The 16,488-nt window shown below is 69.6% G+C and carries 12 protein-coding genes; 3 read left to right on the top strand and 9 right to left on the bottom strand.

The annotated features are described in order from the left end of the window. Positions 1-71: 71 nt before the first annotated feature. The 3 genes from H9L17_RS07145 to H9L17_RS07155 are packed head-to-tail and all read right to left on the bottom strand — an operon-like array spanning position 72 to position 2,810. Positions 72-932, bottom strand: a complete 861-nt coding sequence (locus tag H9L17_RS07145; RefSeq protein ID WP_187571636.1) for an NAD-dependent epimerase/dehydratase family protein — start codon at positions 930-932, stop codon at positions 72-74. Then, positions 929-2,137 (bottom strand): Na+/H+ antiporter NhaA, encoded by a 1,209-nt coding sequence (gene nhaA / locus H9L17_RS07150; protein ID WP_187571637.1) that lies wholly within the window; start codon positions 2,135-2,137, stop codon positions 929-931. Before nhaA ends, H9L17_RS07145 begins: the two co-directional genes overlap by 4 nt. Before the next feature lie 43 nt (positions 2,138-2,180). After that, entirely contained in the window at positions 2,181-2,810 is a 630-nt protein-coding gene (locus tag H9L17_RS07155) for a lectin (RefSeq protein WP_187571638.1), read from the bottom strand. 92 nt (positions 2,811-2,902) lie between these two features. On the opposite strand from H9L17_RS07155, the gene H9L17_RS07160 reads away from it, so the two are divergent. Further along, a complete protein-coding gene (locus H9L17_RS07160) occupies positions 2,903-3,703 on the top strand; it encodes a hypothetical protein (RefSeq protein ID WP_187571639.1) in 801 nt (266 codons plus the stop codon). A 9-nt stretch (positions 3,704-3,712) separates the two neighbouring features. Here the strand turns inward: H9L17_RS07160 and hmgA are convergent, their stop codons facing one another. Both hmgA and hppD read right to left on the bottom strand, forming a co-directional pair. Further along, positions 3,713-5,056 carry a homogentisate 1,2-dioxygenase gene (gene hmgA, locus H9L17_RS07165; RefSeq protein WP_187571640.1) on the bottom strand — a complete coding sequence of 448 codons (1,344 nt, stop codon included), beginning with the start codon at positions 5,054-5,056 and terminating at the stop codon, positions 3,713-3,715. Positions 5,057-5,134: 78 nt separating this feature from the next. Further along, positions 5,135-6,232 carry a 4-hydroxyphenylpyruvate dioxygenase gene (gene hppD, locus H9L17_RS07170; protein ID WP_187571641.1) on the bottom strand — a complete coding sequence of 366 codons (1,098 nt, stop codon included), beginning with the start codon at positions 6,230-6,232 and terminating at the stop codon, positions 5,135-5,137. 71 nt (positions 6,233-6,303) lie between these two features. Here hppD and H9L17_RS07175 point away from each other — a divergent pair, with 71 nt between their 5' ends. After that, positions 6,304-6,771, top strand: a complete 468-nt coding sequence (locus H9L17_RS07175) for a MarR family winged helix-turn-helix transcriptional regulator (protein WP_246455188.1) — start codon at positions 6,304-6,306, stop codon at positions 6,769-6,771. A 121-nt stretch (positions 6,772-6,892) separates the two neighbouring features. Here H9L17_RS07175 and H9L17_RS07180 read toward each other — a convergent pair whose 3' ends face one another. Beyond that, the gene (locus H9L17_RS07180) at positions 6,893-7,351 is read right to left on the bottom strand and encodes a DUF6265 family protein (protein ID WP_187571643.1); all 459 of its coding nucleotides are present in this window, start codon (positions 7,349-7,351) and stop codon (positions 6,893-6,895) included. A gap of 89 nt (positions 7,352-7,440) precedes the next feature. On the opposite strand from H9L17_RS07180, the gene H9L17_RS07185 reads away from it, so the two are divergent. Beyond that, positions 7,441-8,280: a helix-turn-helix domain-containing protein gene (locus tag H9L17_RS07185; protein ID WP_187571644.1), complete on the top strand. Its 840-nt coding sequence runs from the start codon at positions 7,441-7,443 to the stop codon at positions 8,278-8,280. Here H9L17_RS07185 and H9L17_RS07190 read toward each other — a convergent pair. From H9L17_RS07190 to H9L17_RS07200, 3 genes are all read right to left on the bottom strand, one after another. After that, positions 8,274-9,638, bottom strand: coding sequence for a Gfo/Idh/MocA family protein (locus H9L17_RS07190; protein ID WP_187571645.1), 1,365 nt, complete (start codon positions 9,636-9,638; stop codon positions 8,274-8,276). The two genes, H9L17_RS07185 and H9L17_RS07190, sit on opposite strands and share 7 nt — an antisense overlap. Before the next feature lie 159 nt (positions 9,639-9,797). Next, entirely contained in the window at positions 9,798-12,776 is a 2,979-nt protein-coding gene (locus H9L17_RS07195; RefSeq protein WP_187571646.1) for a TonB-dependent receptor plug domain-containing protein, read from the bottom strand. Positions 12,777-12,858: 82 nt separating this feature from the next. Beyond that, on the bottom strand, positions 12,859-16,185 hold the full coding sequence (locus H9L17_RS07200; RefSeq protein WP_246455189.1) for a TIM-barrel domain-containing protein: 3,327 nt from the start codon (positions 16,183-16,185) through the stop codon (positions 12,859-12,861). Positions 16,186-16,488: the final 303 nt, after the last annotated feature.

Here is a 16,488-nt window from a genome sequence, read left to right on the forward strand (position 1 = left end):
CATGCGCGGCCGAGCTCGTTCACTCTCCGCGATGCCGACAGAGCAAGCATCGCTTCGGTTCGGATGACGCCTCAGGATTCGCCGAACATCCGCGCGTCCGGCGCGAACGCGCGCGGCGCATAGCCGAAATCGCGGCGCGCGGGTTCCGCGTCGAACGTCAGGTCGTCGCGCATGCGCGCGATGGCGTCGTCGGTGAGGTCGCGCGCGATGCCGCGCGCCCGCGCCGCCGCCAGCAGCGCGCGGAACAGCGGCATCGGCAGCGCGTGCAGGCGCAGCGGCGGCGACTGGCAGGCCAGCACGCGGCGGATCATTTCGCGGTAGGGCAGCGTTTCGCCGCCGGGCAGGTCGTAGGCGCGGCCATGGGTGGCGGGCAGCGGCGCCGCGGCGAGCGCGGCGTCGGCGAGGTCTTCGACGTGCACCGGCTGGCGCAGGCCGTCCGCGCCGCCCGGCAAGGCGAAGCGGCCGAAGCGGCGCGCCATCCGCGCGATGCGGGTCAGGGTGGCGTCGCGGCCGGCGCCGTAGACCAGGGTGGGACGCAGCACGGTGGCCGCTACACCGCGTTCCTGGCCAACGGCGAACAGGAGCGCCTCGGCTTCGCGCAGGCGGCGCGCCACGTCGCGCTCGCCGGCATCGCCCGAATCCTGCTTGACGTGGACGCTGGTGGAGCCGAACGCGACGACGCGCGGGCACCGGATGCCGGCCTGCACGTGCCAGCGCGCGAACTGGTCCAGCGGGCCGCAACTGAAGATCGCGTCCACCGCGTCGGGCAGCGGCGGCATGTGCGCGAAATCGCCGTGCAGCCAGCGCACGCCGGTCGTATCGTCCCGCGGCTGGCGCGAAAGCGCGTGCACGTTCCACCCCGCACCGCGCAGCCGCTCCAGCAGCGCCGCACCGATCTGGCCGCTGCCGCCGAACACCAGCGCGCTGGTCATTGCCGCACTCCGCGCGGCAGCACCAGCGCCAGCCAGGCGGTGCCGGCGAGCGCCGCGATCACCGACGCGCCGAGCACGCCCAGCACGCCTTCGGTGTAGTGCGCCGGCTGGCCGGCGTAGGCCAGCGAGGCGATGAACAGGCTCATGGTGAAGCCGATGCCGCACAACAGGCCGAGGCCCAGCATCGATCGCAGGTCCATGCCCTGCGGGAAGCGCGCCAGCCCCAGCGCACGCATCAGCAGCGCCGCGCCGACGATGCCGGCCGGCTTGCCCAGCACCAGCCCCAGCGCGATGCCCGCCGGCAGCGGCGAGAGCAGGTCGTCGAGGCGCAGCCCGGCCAGCGCGAGGCCGGCGTTGGCGAAGGCGAACAGCGGCAGGATCGCGAACGCCACCCACGGATGCAGCGCGTGCTCCAGCGTCTCCAGCGGCGAATGCTCGACCTCGTCGTCGATGGCGTTGCGCGGATCGACGTGCGGGATCATCAGCCCGGTGACCACGCCGGCCAGCGTCGCATGCACGCCCGACTTCAGCACCAGCGCCCACAGCAGCAGGCCCAGCAGCAGGTAGGGCGCCAGCCGCGTCACCTTGCGCCGGTTGAGCGCGAACATCGCCAGCGTCACCAGCCCCGCGCCGGCCAGCGCGGCCCAGTCCAGGCCCTGCGAATAGAACAGGGCGATGATGAGGATCGCGATCAGGTCGTCGGCCACCGCAATGGTCGACAGCAGCAGCTTCATCCCCAGCGGCACGCGCGGGCCGAGCAGCGCCAGCACGCCCAGCGCGAAGGCGATGTCGGTGGCGGTGGGAACGGCCCAGCCGCGCATCGCGCCGGCGTCGCCGTGGTTGAGCGCGACGAACAGCAGCGCAGGCACCGCCACGCCGGCGCAGGCGCAGACCACCGGCAGCGCCAGCTGGTCGCGGCTGGAGAGCTGGCCCGACACCACCTCGCGCTTGATCTCCAGCGACACCAGCAGGAAGAACACCGCCATCAGGCCGTCGTTGATCCACCAGTGCGCCGACTTCGCCCACGCGCCGCCGCCCAGCGGCGTGTCGCGGAACACTTCGTAGGCATGCGCCAGCGGCGAATTGGCGGCCAGCATCGCAAGCAGGGCGGCGGCGATCAGGACGATGCCGCCGGCCGCTTCCAGCCGGAAGAACTCGGCCAACGCGCGCTGGGCGCGGGCGAGGATGGGAGCGCTTGGAATCATCGCCGCAGTATAGAAGGCGAGGCCGCGCGAACCGCCCTCGTCGTTACGAACAGCCCTCGACGTAATCCGCCTGCGGCGCCAGGCCGACCCGCCAGCGCACCACCTTCGCCGCATCGCCCTTGCCGTCGGTCTCGAACAGCAGCACGCCCTTGCCGCCGGCGGGATCCTTGATGCGCAGGTACTGGCCGTCGGTGTACTTGTGCGGCTGCTCCTCGATCCGGCCCGGATAGAGCCGGGCGATGTCCGCCTTGCTCATGCCGATCCTGCCGCCGCCAGGTGCGACCTCCTTGTCGCCGGCGATGTCGTAGCGGACGAACGTGCCGCCTTCGACCATGAACGCCGGATCGTTGTCCGAGCGCGCGGCGCGCTTCGGGCGCAGGTAGTAGCAGGCGTCGTCCTGCGGCGGGCCGAGCCGTTCGAGCGCGCCGCCCCATGCCTGCTCCATGTCGGCGGCGGCGATGCCGAGCTTCACGTCGCCGTAGCCGGAAAAGCCGGCCAGGCCGGTCTGTTCGACCGATGGGACCGGCGCAGCGGCATCCACCGGCGCGGGTACGGGAGCCGGAGTTGTCGAAACGGCCGGCGGCGGCGCGGCGGCGTCTTCGGGAGCGCGGTCGGGCGCGCCCCCGCAGGCGGCGAGCGCGGCGAGCAACGCCAGTGACAGCAGGGTGCGCATCGCGGGACTCCTTGTTCCGACGGAATCCGCAGTGTCGCCGACCGTGGTGAACGCGGCGCGAAGCGCGCCGACTGCCGCGTCGTGCAACCGTCATGCGGGCGACACGGGCCGCCGTTAGCGTGCTGCGCGTCGAACAGGGCCATCCCATGCCGCTCACCAAGACCGCACTCGCGCACGACGCCCTGCAGGCCGGTTCCCGCGCCGGATTGAGCCTGCCGGAGCGGCGCATCCTGATCGTCATCGACGGCAAGCGCACGCTCGACGAGGTGGTGGCGCTGCTGGGGCCCGGCATCCTGCCGGCGCTCGACCGCCTGCTGAAGGACGGCTACATCCGGCAATCCGATCCGCATGCCGATGCCGCTTCGTCCGGCGGCGGCGTGACCGGCGCCTTCACCGGACTGCTGCGCGCCACCACCGAGGCCTTGCAGGCGCGCACAGAACAGATCCGCGCCGGCATCGCGCGGCAGCCCGCGCCGGCAATCACTGCGCCGACGCTTTCACGATCGTCCAGCGCGCCAACGGTGACGCCCGCCATCACGCAAGTCGCACCGGCATCGCCCAGTCCCGCGCGCGGACAGCGCCGCTCGCTGGTCGCCGCGAAGATGTACATGATCGACATGCTGCAATTGCAGCGGCATCCCGACGCGGTGGAATGCAAGGCGCGCATCCAGTTCGCCGGTGGCGACGCCGAGCTGCTGGACGCGATCCTCGACGGCCTGCGCGTGCTGCACCGGCTGACCAGCGCCAGCTACGGCCAGCGGATCGTCGTGCGCCTCGGCGAGGCGCTGCCGGAAGCCCTGCTGCCCGCGCTGGAGCGCGCGGTGGCGGCGCTGCACGCGCCGCCGGCCGAAACGGCGGGCAGCGCGCCGCAGCTGAAGCTGGTCGGCGGCTGAGCGCCCGGCTCAGCCCGGGAAGCGCTTCTTCAGCCCGGCCCAGCAGTCCGGGTAATCCTGCTGCCGATGCGCGGCGTCCAGCGCCTGCGCGGTCGGGCGGATCACCGCGCGCGTCTCGAACATGAAGGCCATCGTGCCGTCGATGTAATCCGGCTTCGAGGTGTCCGCCGCGCTGGCCTTCTCGAAGGTCGCCGCGTCCGGTCCGTGCCCGGTCATGCAGTTGTGCAGCGAGCAGCCGCCGGGCGCGAAGCCGTCCGCCTTGGCGTCGTACACGCCGTGCACCAGCCCCATGAACTCGCTGGCGATGTTGCGGTGGAACCACGGCGGCCGGAAGGTGTCATGCGCGGCGAGGATGCGCGGCGGGAAGATCACGAAATCCATGTTGCTGGTGCCGGGCGTGTCGCTGGGCGAATGCAGCACCAGGAAGATCGACGGATCGGGATGATCGAAGCTGATCGAGCCGATGGTGTTGAAGCGGCGCAGGTCGTATTTGTACGGCGCGCAGTTGCCGTGCCAGCCGACCACGTCCAGCGGCGAGTGGTCGATGGCCGCGCGCCACAGGTGGCCCTGGAACTTGGCGATCAGTTCGAAGTCGCCTTCGACGTCTTCATAGGCGGCATTGGGCGCGAGGAAATCGCGCGGATTGGCGAGGCCATTGCTGCCGATCGGGCCGAGGTCGGGCAGGCGCAGCAATGCGCCGAAGTTCTCGCAGACGTAACCGGTCGCTCCTGCGCATCCTGCGCCCGCGACACCCGCACGTCCCTGTGCATCGTGCGCCTGATCCACATCCGGCAGCGCCACGCGGAAGCGGATGCCGCGCGGGATCACCGCGATCTCCTGCGGCTCCACGTCGAGCACGCCGAGCTCGGTTTCGATGTGCAGGCGGCCCTGCTGCGGGACGATCAGCAGTTCGCCGTCGGCGTCGTAGAACCAGCGACCCTGCATGTCGCGGTTGGCGGCGTAGAGGTGGATGCCGACGCCGGTGCCCGCTTCCGGCCCGCCGTTGCCGGCCATGGTGAACAGGCCGTCGATGAAGTCGGTGGGCGCCTGCGGCATGGGCAGCGGGTTCCAGCGCAGCTTCTCCGGCGTCACCGGACTCTGGCTGAAATCGTTGTGGAACGCCGATTGGGCGAACGGCTCGAAGCGCCCGTGCATCGCCGCCGGCCGGATGCGGTACAGCCAGCTGCGGCGGTTGGCATGGCGTGGCGCGGTGAACGCGGTACCGGTCAATTGCTCCGCATACAGGCCGTGGGCGACGCGCTGCGGGGAATTGCGGCCGACCGGCAGCGTGCCGGCGATGGCCTCGCTGGCGAACTCGTTGCCGAAGCCGGACTGGTAGCCGTTCGATTCCATCGTTGCCCCCGCAGAGGCGGGCCCGGCCCGCCTTTCCATTGATTCATCGCGCGGGCGAAACCGGCCCGCGCATCATCGTCACAGCACGCCGCGGCGCATCTGGTCGCGTTCGATGCTCTCGAACAGCGCCTGGAAGTTGCCTTCGCCGAACCCCTCATTCCCCTTGCGCTGGATGATCTCGAAGAAGATCGGGCCCAGCGCGTTCTGGGTGAAGATTTGCAGAAGCTTGCGCTGCTTGGTCTCCGGGTCGGCGTCGATCAGGATCTTGTTCTTCGCCAGCCGCGCCACGTCTTCGCCGTGGTCGGGGATGCGCTGGTCGATCACGTCGAAATAGGTGTCCGGCGTGTCGAGGAACTCCACGCCGGCCGCGCGCATCTTCTCCACCGTGTCGTAGATGTCGTCGGTGAAGCAGGCGATGTGCTGGATGCCCTCGCCCTTGTACACGTCGAGATATTCGTTGATCTGCGACTTCGGATCGGACGACTCATTCAGCGGGATGCGCACCATGCCGTCCGGCGCGGTCATCGCCTTCGACAGCAGGCCCGTCTTGGCGCCCTTGATGTCGAAGTAGCGGATCTCGCGGAAGTTGAACAGCTGCTCGTAGTAGCCCGACCACTGCGCCATGTTCCCCTGGTAGAGGTTGTGGGTCAGGTGGTCGATGAAGGTCAGGCCGAAGCCCTTGGGCATCAGTTCGACGCCCGGCAGGTATTCGTAGTCCGGGTCGTGGATGGTGCCCTTGTCGTCGTAGCGATCGACGATGTAGAGCATGCAGCCGCCGATGCCCTTGATGACCGGCGCGGCCACCGCCTTGGTCAGCTCGTCCCTGGCGTCGAACGCTTCCGCGCCGTTCTTCAGCGCTTGCACGCGCACCCACTCGGCCAGCTTGTTGAAGCGGATGGCGAAGCCGCAGGCGGACGGGCCGTGCTGCTCGGCGAAGCGCGCGGCGAACGAGTCCGGGTCCTCGTTGATCAGGAAGGTGCAATCGCCCTGCCGATAGGTATGGATCGGGCGGGTCTTGTGGCGCGCGACCTGCACGAAACCGAGCTTGCGGAAGTAGTCGTGCAAATGCCCGAGCTGCGCCTGCGGGGCGGTGTATTCGACGAACTCGAAGCCGTCGATGCCCATCGGGTTGTCGAAGGTGGTCGGCTGCATGCCAAGATTGGGGTGCGCGCTCATGTCGGTGTCCTCAACGCCGTGAGCCCCCATTCTATAGTTGCAATTGCAACCATCACAAGATGCCGCCCGCCATGCCCGACCACGCCGCCCTCGAACTCGAACGCTTCCTGCCCTACCGCCTCAGCGTGCTGTCCAACCGGATCAGCGGCGCGATCGCCGGCGCGTATTCGCAGCGCTTCGACCTGACCGTCACCGAATGGCGGGTGATGGCGATCCTGGGCCGCGCGCCCGATCTGTCCGCCAACCAGGTGGCGCAGCGCACCGCGATGGACAAGGTGGCGGTGAGCCGCGCGGTGGCGCGGCTGCTGGAGTCGGGCCGGCTGCTGCGCAGCTTCGACGACGACGACCGCCGCCGCTCGGTGCTGCGGCTGTCGGAAGCGGGCTACGCGGTCTACGACCAGATCGTCCCGATGGCGCTGGGCTTCGAGCAGCAGCTGCTCGGCGACATGCCGGCGGAGCAGCGCGAGCTGCTGTTCCGCCTGCTCGACAGGCTGGACGAACTGGAATTGCGCGCGGAAGCGGGATCGTCGTACGCCTGACGCATGGGTTTTTGACGCGGATCGACGCGGATAAAAATTCCGATCAGGAAAAGCTTGATCCGCGTCTTTCCGCGTTGATCCGCGTCCGACGCCCTCTCCCGACGCAGAGCCCGAGCGCCGCCTATCCGCCGCAGCGGCGATATTCGAACGGAATCCGCATCTCCTTGCCGTCGCGGCCCGGCCCGGCGATCCACGCGTGCAGGGCGTCGCCTTCGCGCCGGTATTCGATCCGGTTGGGGAAATCGTGGGCGGCGTTCTCGAAGCGGACGCGCCGCTCGCCGCGTTCCGCGATCGCGAACACCGTCGGCGCCACGCCGTTGGGCTGGACGTGGAAGCCCGCGTCGTCGCCGGCCGGCACGATCCGCATGAACTCGAACGATTCGGTCTTGCCGCCGCGCACGGTGCGCGACATGCCGAGCAGAACGCCGCCCGCCTCCGGCAGCCAGACCTCGTCGATCGCCCGGCCCGCGCTGCCGCCGCACCAATGCCCGGCCAGCCAGTCGAACTCCGGCCCGGCCGCCGTGGCCGCGCCCGCCGCCAGCACCAGTCCCGCGCCCAGCATCGCCTTCGCCTTCCGCATCGCCGTTCTCCCGTGATGGACGGACGCAGGCTAGCGCCGCCTCGCAGGGGCCGCTTGTAAAAACGCGCAGGCCGCGGTCCGATGCCGGCATGGACTACGCCGAACACCTTCCGCCGGACGATCTACGCCGCCACGTGCAGTGCCTGTGGCTGCTGCGCGACGACGCGCCGGGCGACGGCATCCAGACGATCTGGCCCGACGGCCGCTGCGAGCTGCTGGCCGAACTCGGCGTGCCGCTGCGCTTCCACGGCGCCGACGGCGCGGTCCGCGCCGACCAGCCGCTGTGCTTCGCCGCGCAGCAGCTCGGCCCGATCCGCCTGCAGGCGACCGGCCCGGTGCTGTGCCTGGGCCTGCGGCTGGCGCCGGCGTGCAGCGGGCTGGTCGCGGGCAAGCGGCTGCCGGCGCTGCGCGACCACGCGCCCGACCTGCACACGCTGGATGCCGCGTTCGCCGGCGCGTTCCGCGCCGCCGCGCAGACCGTCGTCGATTCCGGTTCGCCCGAACCGCTATGGGCGCTGCTGCGCGAACGCTGCGCCGGCTTCGCGCCCGACCCGCTGGCGGAACGGGCCGTCGAGCTCCTCGACGGCGCGGACGGCGACCTGCGCATCGCCGAACTGGCGGAGCGGCTCGGCGTCGGCCTGCGCACGCTGCAGGCGCGCTTCCTCGACGGCGTCGGCATGACGCCGAAGGAATACGCCCGCGTACGCCGCCTGCAGGCGCTGCTGCGCACGCTCGATGCGGAGCGCGCCGGCATCGCCGACGCCGCCGCGCGCCACGGCTACAGCGATCAGGCGCACGCCACCCACGACCTGCAGCGCTGGACCGGCATCACCCCGGCCCGGCTGGTGCGCGCGCTGCGCGGCGATCCGGACGGCGACGACGCGCTGCAGCTGGCCGCCGCGTTCGTGCGCGGCGCGTCGGCTCAGTAGCGGTCGTCCAGCGCGAAGATCGGCCGGCGCGACTTCCACTTGCCTTCGGTGAAGTCGGGGAAGGCCAGCGTCCGGTAGTCCTCGGCGATCGACTGCTCCGACAGCGGCGTGATCGCGCTCCACGCGACTGCATCGTAGATATCGATCGGCATCGGCGCGCTCGCCTTCACCGCCTCGATGAAGGCGTGCACCACGAACCAGTCCATGCCGCCGTGGCCGGCGCCGGCGGCCTTGTCGGCGTATTTGCGCCACAGCGGATGGTCGTACTGGTCGTAGTACGCCTGCGCGTCTTCCCACTTGTGCGGCGGGCTCCTGCCTTCGATGTGGATCGATTTGTTGACGTCCATCCACAGCCCGTCGGTGCCCTGCACGCGGAAGCCCAGCGAGTACGGGCGCGGCAGCGAGGTGTCGTGCTGGAGGATGATCGTCTCGCCGTTCTCGCAGCGCAGCGTGGTGGTGACCACGTCGCCGAGCTTGAACTGCACCTTGGCGTTCGGATGGTCCGGGCCGCCCTTCGGGTGCTTGAGGATGTAGTCGTGCAGCCCGCGCGCCTTGGTGGCGAACGCATTGATGTGGGTGAAGCGGTTGCCGCGGTGGATGTTGGCGTACATCGCGCAGGGGCCGATGCCGTGGCTGGGGTACAGCTCGCCGTTGCGGTCGATGGAATGCTGCGTGCGCCACTGCGCCTCGGAAAAGCCCTTGGCGCCGAACTCGACGCCGCTGCCGTAGGGCTCGTCCGGATTGCCGGAATTGAACTTCACCCCGCGCAGGTCGTGCTGGTAGCCGGCCTGCATGTGGACGAGTTCCCCGAACAGGCCGGCGCGCACCATCTGCAGCACCGCCATCACGTCGCGGCGGTAGCAGACGTTCTCCAGCAGCATGTACGGCGTGCCGGTGCGCTGCTGCGCGCGCAGCACGTCCCAGTGGTCCTGCAGGGTGATGCCGGCCACGACCTCGCAGCCCACCGCGACGCCGGCCTCCATCGCCGCGATGGCCATCGGCGCGTGCCATTCCCACGGCGTGACGATGAACACCGCGTCGATGCCCTTTTGCGCCAGCAGCGCCTTCCAGGCGTTGGCGTCGCCGTTGCCGCCGTACACCTTCGGCTTGCGCCGGCCGGCCTTGTCGATGTTCGCCAGCGCGTGGCCCAGCATCACCTGCTGGGTGTCGCAGATGGCGACCAGCTCCACGTCGTCGCGGCTCAGGATCGGGCCGAGCTGCGACTGCCCGCGCAGGCCGGTGCCGATCATCGCCACCCGCAGCTTGTCGCCGCCGCGGCCCTTGGCGAAGGCGGGCGAGAAGGTGGCGGCGGCCACGCCGGCGGCGGCGGTGGAGATCAGGAAGTCGCGTCGTTTCATGGCGATACCAGTGACTTGAATTGTGGATGCAACCGGAATAGGCGGAAAGAAATAGGCCCGTCATCCCCGCGCAGGCGGGGATCCAGCGACTTTAAGCCCTGGAAAAGCAAAGACACTGGATTCCCGCCTGCGCGGGAATGACGAGCGCAGACAGCTTCTTCAGAACTTGTAGGTCGCGTTCACGCTGAAGACGCGGCCGAAGTTGTTGGTCCAGCCGGGGAAGTTCATCCAGTCGTTCGGGTCGTAGAACGGCAGGCGGTTGAACAGGTTCTTCACCGTCACGCCCAGGGTCAGCTTCTCGATCGGCCGCCAGTTCACGCTGAGGTTGGCCGTCCACCACGACGGCGCGCCGTCGCACTGGCTTGCGGGCACATCCAGATAGCCGCCGGTGCAGGTCTCCGCGTTGTTGTCCTGCGCGTCGATCTGGTCCCAGGCCCACTTGGTCGGGCCGACGTAGTTGATGTAGAAGCCGGTGTCCCAGTTCTTGTAGTTCCAGTCGGCGTTGAACGTGGCCCGCACGCGCGGGTTGTTGTAGTAGCCGACGAAGTTGCCGTAGTACCAGCCTTCGCCGTCGTCGAAGTTGTACATGTTGCGGCGCGCGATGGTCGCGGCCACGCCGATGTTCAGGCGGCCCCATTCGCCGAGGTCGAAGCGGCTGCGCGCGTCCACGTCGAAGCCGTCGATCAGGGTGCGCCCGCGGTTCTTGTACTGGCCGATCACGCTGGCAACGTTGCCGATGCTGTAGCTCGGCAGGACGCTCGGGCAGGTCACGCCGCTGGCGGGGTCGTTGCACATGGCGGCCAGCGCGGCCAGGTTGGCGAGGTCGGTCTCGGTGATCGGGAAGCGGGTCTTCGCGATGATCTCCTCCTCGTTGGAGTAGTCGGGCGCGACGATCTCGTTGCGGCGGTACACGAACCACCAGTCGGCCGACACCGACAGCCACTTGGCCGGCTCGAACACGAAGCCCAGGGTCGCGATCTTCGCCTTCTCCGGCGCCAGGTCCTGATTCGGCTGGGTCATGCGCGCGACGTTGCGGCTGCAGTCGGAGTTGTACAGCGAATTGCCGAGGTCCTTGTCGGTCTGGCGCTGCGACTGCCGCAGCAGGTTGGCGATCGCGTTGGTCTCGGCGCAACGGGTTTCGTCGCGATAGCCGCCGATCTGCGCGTACACGCCGCCGGTGCCGGATTCGGCCAGGCTGGGCGCGCGGAAGCCCTGCGAATAGGTGCCGCGCAGCACCAGCTCCGGCAGCATCTGGTACTTCAGGCCGATCTTCGGGGCGACGTTGGCGCTGAAGTTGGGGTACTTGTCCACGCGCAGTGCGGCGTCCAGCTCCAGCTTCTCGGTCAGCGGCGCCACCGCCTCGCCGAACAGCGCGTAGGTGGTGCGCTTGCCGTCGAACCAAGAGCCGCCCTGCTGGGTGATCTTGCCGTTGGCAGCATCCTCGTTGCCGGGGGTGAAGAAGCTCTCGCGGCTGATGTTGAAGCCGAACGCCGCGCGCACCTCGCCCGCCGGCAGGTTGAACAGCGGGCCTTCGATCTTGCCGTCCAGGGTGTGCAGGCGCGTCCACGACTGGATGTCGAAAGTCGGGAACGCCTCGCGGATCAGCGCGGCGTTGGCGTCGCTGATCTCGCCGAACTTGTATGCCGGGTGGTCGGAGATGATCACGCGGCCGGTGCCCGGGTCGATGGTGAACGGGCCGAACGCCTTGATGAAGCCGTCAATGTTGACGTTGGTGGTCTGGTAGGTGACCGAGTGCGAGCCGGCGGTGGCGAACGCGGTTTCCCAGCTCCAGTCCTCGCCGAGCGCGCCGCGCAGGCCGGCCAGGAAGCGGTAGCTCTGGTCGGTGTTGCGCTGGCCGAAGTGGTTGCCGCCCACGTCCTGCAGCAGGTAGCTCAGGCCGACCACGCCGCCGTTCATCGCCCGCAGCTCCGGGCTGGCGTGGTTGTACTCGTTGTTCGGGCCCAGCCACGGGGTCAGGAACTGGTTGACGGTGGTGCCGGTGTTGCGCGAGAACCAGCTCTGCGGGTTGCCGGTGGTGGTGCCGTAGGCGCGCGGCGTGCCGCCGTTGGCGCGCAGGTCGATGTCGGTGAAGGTGGCCTCGGCGAAGCCCTCGGTGCTCTCGCCGAGCAGGAAGTGCGCGTTGACGTAGGCGGTCATGCGCTTGGATTCGGCGCCGCCGTTGATCTCGTTGTTCAGCCAGGTCTGCCAGATGCAGCGGGTGCCGCTCGACACCGCGAGCACGTTGTCGCAGCCCGGCGCGGCCTCGTCCCGGCGCACCTTGGTCACCGGGTCGATGGCGAAGTAGTAGCCGGGGTTGAACACGCCCGGCGCGCTGCCGGTGCCGAGGCGCAGGTTCTCGACGTAGCTCGGGTTGTTGACGTAGTACTGCGCCGGGTTCTTGTCGTACCACTCGCTCAGCGGGATGCCGTCGCGCTGGTACAGGTTGACCGTGGCGTAGACGTTGTAGCGGTCCTCGGACAGGTCGCCGAAGCCGCCGGTGATGCTGGCCTGCTTCTCGCCGTAGGAATCGAAGCGCGGCGCGGTGTCCCAGATGCCGCTGACTTCCAGCCCCTGGTAGGTGTGCTTGGTGATGACGTTGATGACGCCGGCCACCGCGTCGGTGCCGTACACGGCAGAGGCGCCGTCGGTCAGCACTTCCATGCGCTCGATGGCGGCGGCGGGAATCGAGTCGATGTTGACGAACTGGGTCTGGAAGCCGGCCGGCGCGCCGTAGTACGAGAGGCGGCGGCCGTTCAGCAGCACCAGCGTGCCCTGCGCGCCGAGGCCGCGAAGGTTGGCCTGCGAAGCGCCGTCCGAGCCGGTGAACAGCGACTTGGAATCGACCTGCGCCGGGCGCGCCGCCGGCAGGTTGTCGAGCACCTGCAGCAGCGTGCGCGCGCCCATGTTCTCGATGTCCTTGGCGGTGATGATCTGCACCGGCGAGGCGGTCTCGGCGTCGACGCGCTTGATGTTGGAACCGGTGACCTGGACGCGCTCCAGTTCGGTGACCTTGTCGTCCTTCTTGTCCTGGTCGGTTCCGGCCTGCTGCGCGTACAGCGGGCCGGCGGCGAGCGCGGCGATCAGGGCGGCGGACAGCGTGCTCAGGGCGATGCGATGTTGGCGGCGGCTGGAAGACATCGGTGTTTCCTCGTTCGGCAGCGAAGCGGCTGCGGCGTTGGGTGATGGATGGACAGCGGATGCGCGGGGAAGCTCGGGGCGGTCAGGGCGAAACGAGACTGGCAGCGTCGCCCTCCTGTCCGATCAGGACGGCGTTGGCCCAGTTGCCGCAGACCTGCGGCGACTGGGCGCCGAGCGTGCGCAGGCTCAGCGCGCGCAGGTCGCGCACGTCGAGCTCCGGCTTGACCACGCCGGGGGCCTTCACCAGCCCGCTGTCGTAGAGCAGGCGGCCGTCGCCCCAGACCTGGAAGCGCATGCCGCCGGCGGCGCGGCAGGTGTCGTCGATGCCGAGGTCGGCGCGCAGCAGGCGCCAGCCGCCGTCCAGCTTCAGCTCGATGCGGCTGTCCGCGCCGACGCCGAGGCCGCGGCGGAACTGCAGGCCGTTCATGCGCATGTCCGCGCCGCCGCCGAACGCCTTGTCGCGGGCGACGGCGTTCGCCAGCGCGGCCGGCATCGCCAGCTCGGAGAGATAGCGCTGCTGCGGCGGGCGCTCGTCTTCGCGATGTTCGAGGACGTGGAAGGTGGACAGCGCGATCGGGCCCACGTCGCGCGGCTGCAAGGCATCGACCGCGCGCGCCGCGTCGCCCTGCGCGGCGGTGACCATCGGATCGAGCGCGCTCGCGCCGTCGCCGTCCGGGTTCTGCACGCTTAGCACGCGGAAGCGCAGCAGGCGGCCGGCGTGCAGCGCGAAGTCGATGCGCTGCAGGCCCTGTTCCAGCTTCAGCCGGCCGGCGGCGATGGGTTCGCCCCATTCGCCGTTGCTGTCGGCGACGTAGACCTCGTAGTCGCGGACCTGGCCGTGCTTCCAGTTCTTGTCGTTGCGCGGCGCCAGCTCGACGCCGTCGATCAGCTTGCGTTCGCTAAAAGCCACCGTCCATTCGTGCGCGCCGGTGCGCACGGCCTGGTCGCGCACCGTGCGGAACCAGGTGGCCGGGTCGTCGTCGAAGGCGTTCTCCAGCGGATGGCCGGGCTCCTCGGCCGGGCGGTTGACCACCAGCAGGCCGTCGGGCGGCAGCGCGCGGCCCTGCTCCGGCGCGGCCGGGAAGACGTCGTCGGCGCCATCCTTCGCCGCCGGCAGGTCGATGCGGAACGCGAGCGCGCTGCGGATGTCGACCGGCGCGGTGCGCACGTGGACGCTGCCGTGGCGCTCGCTCGCGTCGAAGTACCAGCCTTCGTTCGCGGCGTCGAAGGCGGCGCGGTCGGTCAGCTGCGGCAGCGCGCGACCATCGAGCTCGACGGACTTGGGCGCATTGCGGGCGAGCACGCGCAGCGCGTAGCGGCGCTGCGGCAATTGGCCCGCATAGCTACCCTGTACCGCGTCGATGCGCACGCGCACCTCGCCGCTGCCCTGCGCCGGCGCGGACATCGCGACGGCCTGAGTGCTGGACTCGCCCTGCTCGAACCTGCGCGTGTTGCCGTCGTCCTCGTACAGCACGTACTGCGACTCGCCCTGCGGATACAGGTCGAAGGTCACCTCGTCGAGCGGCTTCTCGCCGTCGAACAGCATCGCCGGATACATCGGGAGGATCGCGCCGGCGCGCACGAACACCGGCAGCGTCGCCAGGTCGACTTTGCGATCGAGGTCGCGGCCCTGCGCACCCGCCGTGACCTGCCGGCCGTCCCAGTAGTCGAACCAGCGGCCCTGCGGCAGGTGGATGCCGCGCCGCCAGCCGCGGCTCGCGGCCTGGCTGCGGTAGACCGGCGCGACCAGCAGGTCGCGGCCGAGCAGGAACTGGTCCTTGTGCGCTTCGCCTTGCGCCTGCGGATCGGCCGGGTAGTCCCACATCAGCCCGCGCACGATCGGCGCGCCGGTGTCGGCGGCCTCGCGCGCCAGCCCGTACATGTACGGCGTCAGCCGCATCTTCAGCTTCAGGTAGTCGCGGTTGATGCTGCGGTAGGGTTCGTCGAACGCCCACGGATGCTTGCGCTCGTTCGCCGACCAGCCGGACATGCCCATCAGCACCGGGGTGAACGCCTTCCATTGCAGGTCGCGGGTGAAGGTTTCCGCGCTGCCGCCGAAGATGCCGTCCACGTCGCCGGTCGCATACGCGTAGCCGGACAGGCCGGAGCCGATCAGCGTCGGGATGTGCCAGCGGATGTAGTCCCAGCTGCCGCTCTGGTCGCCGGTCCACGCCACCGCGTAGCGCTGGATGCCGGCCCAACCCATCACCGTCCACAGGAACGGGCGCGAATCGGAGTTGTCGCGCAGGCCGTCGAACGCCGACTTGTTGGCGTCCATCGCGAACTGATAGCCCTTGCCGGTCCAGGCCACGTCGAGCTTCTGCACGCGGGTGCCGGCCTTGCCGACCTCCCAGGCGATCTTGTCGACGCCGTTCTCGGTCCACAGCCCGGTGCGGAAGCCGTACTTCGCCAGCCCCTGCACGACCTTCGGCAGGTCGGTGTAGCCGCAGCCGTAGCCGTCGTTGGGCAGGATCCAGCCGCCGGGCATGTCGTGCTCGCGGTACTGCTTCGCCACGGAATCGATCACGTCCGGCGTGGTGCCGGTGGGACCGTCGCTCCAACCGGCGGGCACGGTGCCCGGCTTCTTCCTGTTGTCGCCATCGTTGTAGCAATCGGCGTCGCCGTAGGAGAGCGCCCAGCGCGGCAGCAGGCCGGCGCGGCCGGTCAGCGCGGTGTAGCGGTCGAGCAGCGCGTGCAGGTCGGCGCCGACGAAGTAGTAGGCGTCGAAGCGGTCTTCCTGGTGCAGCAGCGTGGCGGCTTCAGGTTCACGCAGGTCGTAATTGCCATCGCTCCACGTGTTGCGCAGCATGCCCCAGCCGTGCGAGCTGAGCAGCATCGGCGCGGGGCTGGGGCGGTCGCCGTCTTCCCAGCCACCGGAGTAGGAGATCGGCAGCTCGCGGCCCTTGAAGGCGAAGCGGCCGTTCTGCTGGCCGCCGCCGTAGAACTGTTCGCCGGCGTCGCTGGACAGCACCTGCACGCTCTGCTCTTTCGCGAGGTCGAGCGGTTGCAACTCATGCCACAGCGGGATCGCCCTGCCGTTTTCGATGCGCGCAAGCGACAACCGCAGCGGCGCGCGCTGGATGTGCAGCACCAGCGCGTCGGTGCGGATGCGCAGCTCGCCGGCGTCTTGCTCCAGCGTGGCTGTCACGTTGCCCGCCGGCTGCGGCAGCACGATGGGCGCGGCCTTGTCGCCGGCCGGCACCAGCCTGCCGTCGCGGCCGGCCTGCACGCGGATCAGGTCGGCCCGCAGCACGTCGATGCGCAGCACCGCGCCGGTGTCGGTGGCGATCTGCCAGGCCTGCGCGCCGTCGGCGGCGGCGACCGGCGCGACCGTGCGCAGCGCGCCGACCGAGGCGGCGCAGACCGGCTGCGCCAGCGCCAGCAAGGCCACCGCCAGCGCGGCGACCAATCCGTTCCTGCGTGGTACGCGATCCGACAAGCAAGCCCCCGGCGCCGCGTCCCGCGCGGCTGATGGAATCGACGTTTCGACTCTAGGGCAGTTTTTTTCGATGTGTCAACAAAAAAGAAACCAAATAGCAAGATTAATGCGATTATCGAAAGATTGTGTTGGGCGGGAGTTTCGCAAATCCCCATTCAGGATCGCCATACGCCGGCGTCCTGCGGCCCTCGCCTTGCCGCAGTCGCTGGACAAGTCCGGAAACCCGATCTTTCAATTTGTTTTCGATATTTGACATTTCGAAAGAAAAGGCCG

The organism is Thermomonas brevis, from assembly GCF_014395425.1.
GTDB lineage: Bacteria > Pseudomonadota > Gammaproteobacteria > Xanthomonadales > Xanthomonadaceae > Thermomonas > Thermomonas brevis.

What these genes read in the sequence shown, in the direction of transcription:
- nhaA (WP_187571637.1), bottom strand. Translation starts at nt 2,137, where the DNA reads ATGATTCCAAGCGCTCCCATCCTCGCCCGCGCCCAGCGCGCGTTGGCC.
- H9L17_RS07180 (WP_187571643.1), bottom strand. Translation starts at nt 7,351, where the DNA reads ATGCGGAAGGCGAAGGCGATGCTGGGCGCGGGACTGGTGCTGGCGGCG.
- H9L17_RS07185 (WP_187571644.1), top strand. Translation starts at nt 7,441, where the DNA reads ATGGACTACGCCGAACACCTTCCGCCGGACGATCTACGCCGCCACGTG.
- H9L17_RS07195 (WP_187571646.1), bottom strand. Translation starts at nt 12,776, where the DNA reads ATGTCTTCCAGCCGCCGCCAACATCGCATCGCCCTGAGCACGCTGTCC.
- H9L17_RS07160 (WP_187571639.1), top strand. Translation starts at nt 2,903, where the DNA reads ATGCGGGCGACACGGGCCGCCGTTAGCGTGCTGCGCGTCGAACAGGGC.
- hppD (WP_187571641.1), bottom strand. Translation starts at nt 6,232, where the DNA reads ATGAGCGCGCACCCCAATCTTGGCATGCAGCCGACCACCTTCGACAAC.
- H9L17_RS07175 (WP_246455188.1), top strand. Translation starts at nt 6,304, where the DNA reads ATGCCCGACCACGCCGCCCTCGAACTCGAACGCTTCCTGCCCTACCGC.
- H9L17_RS07190 (WP_187571645.1), bottom strand. Translation starts at nt 9,638, where the DNA reads ATGAAACGACGCGACTTCCTGATCTCCACCGCCGCCGCCGGCGTGGCC.
- hmgA (WP_187571640.1), bottom strand. Translation starts at nt 5,056, where the DNA reads ATGGAATCGAACGGCTACCAGTCCGGCTTCGGCAACGAGTTCGCCAGC.
- H9L17_RS07145 (WP_187571636.1), bottom strand. Translation starts at nt 932, where the DNA reads ATGACCAGCGCGCTGGTGTTCGGCGGCAGCGGCCAGATCGGTGCGGCG.
- H9L17_RS07155 (WP_187571638.1), bottom strand. Translation starts at nt 2,810, where the DNA reads ATGCGCACCCTGCTGTCACTGGCGTTGCTCGCCGCGCTCGCCGCCTGC.